1 protein-coding gene is annotated in these 1,148 nt (G+C 51.7%); it reads right to left on the minus strand.

Annotated features, from left to right (window positions below; genetic code table 11):
* On the minus strand, window positions 1-561 hold a 561-nt coding region (locus G5B30_RS17095; protein WP_165321223.1), incomplete at its 3' end, for a type IX secretion system membrane protein PorP/SprF.
* Between the last annotated feature and the right edge of the window lie 587 nt (window positions 562-1,148).

Raw genomic sequence — 1,148 nt, forward strand, 5'->3', positions numbered from 1 at the left:
ATTACGGAACTCGTATTCGATATCGTCCGGACGGCTCAGCGAGAACCGGGGCATCGATACGCCGAAGTAATAGCGCTCCGGACGGTAGTAGCTCGTCGAGATGCTCAGGAAACCGCCGGTCTCCCGGATGTTGTCCCGGAAGGAAGGGTCGTTCTGGTCGTCAATGCTGCTGTAGTCGCCCTGGAAGTGCACGAAGCCACCGCCCATGGAAAGGCTCAGGTACTCGTATTCGGTGATGCGTACCGCCTTGGCCACATAGGCCGAGAACTCGCTTTCCTTGGTGACACCGTAAGCGGCATGCTTGGCGTCAAGACCTACCGACAGCAGGGCATTCCGCAGCCCGACGTTGCCGCTGGCCCAGATGGATTTCGGGGCGCCGTCCACGCCGGTCCACTGGCTGCGGCCAAGCATGGAGAAGCTACCGCCGAGATCCATCGTGCTCAGCGAGCTGTTGAAGGTGTTGCGGAGCTGGCCGAACTGGTTGTAGCTCACCCCGTGTTGGGCCCTGAGGGTGAAAGGCAGCAGCGCTAATACTGTGAATAGGGTTATGTATTGTTTCATATATTCTTGGTTTCTTTTTTAATCCTGTCTTTGTTCCTTATTCCTTCTATCTTTTCTCTCTCTTTATCGCTCGAGCCGCGATGGGGCTTTTTGTACTTTTTGACCGCAAAAAGGTACCCAAAACTCGTCGCTGTACCGGATCGCTACAATGTCTCTTCCTTCCTGTCATCCGCGACCCGCTGAGGCGACATTCTTAGTGCTTGTACGGGCTCTGCTTTTTTTCTCAAATCTCATGTCTCAATACTCAAATCTCAATTATCCTACTCGCCGGTAGAAAAAACGGCATAGGACTGTACAGCGTTAAGAAAACATCCGAGTGCCCGTATAAAACAGATCGAAAAAATGGAGCAAGGCGCAATGGCTCCGATCTGTTTAGGGCAAAAGGACTGTTTTTAGCGTCGTACCGTCCAAGCCTTGACTTTTTTTGCTTCTTTATTCATCAAGGAATAAATTGCGAAGCAATCATGAATGCCTATGAAAGCAAGCACATCATGAATAACAAGGGAAGCGATGTCCCATCGCAATACTATCTACGCACGACAAAGAACCCTTTCTCGCGCTTCCATGTGCCGCCGTCCCTGATGTCC

This window comes from Sphingobacterium sp. SGG-5, assembly GCF_011043525.1.
Taxonomy (GTDB): Bacteria; Bacteroidota; Bacteroidia; order Sphingobacteriales; family Sphingobacteriaceae; genus Sphingobacterium.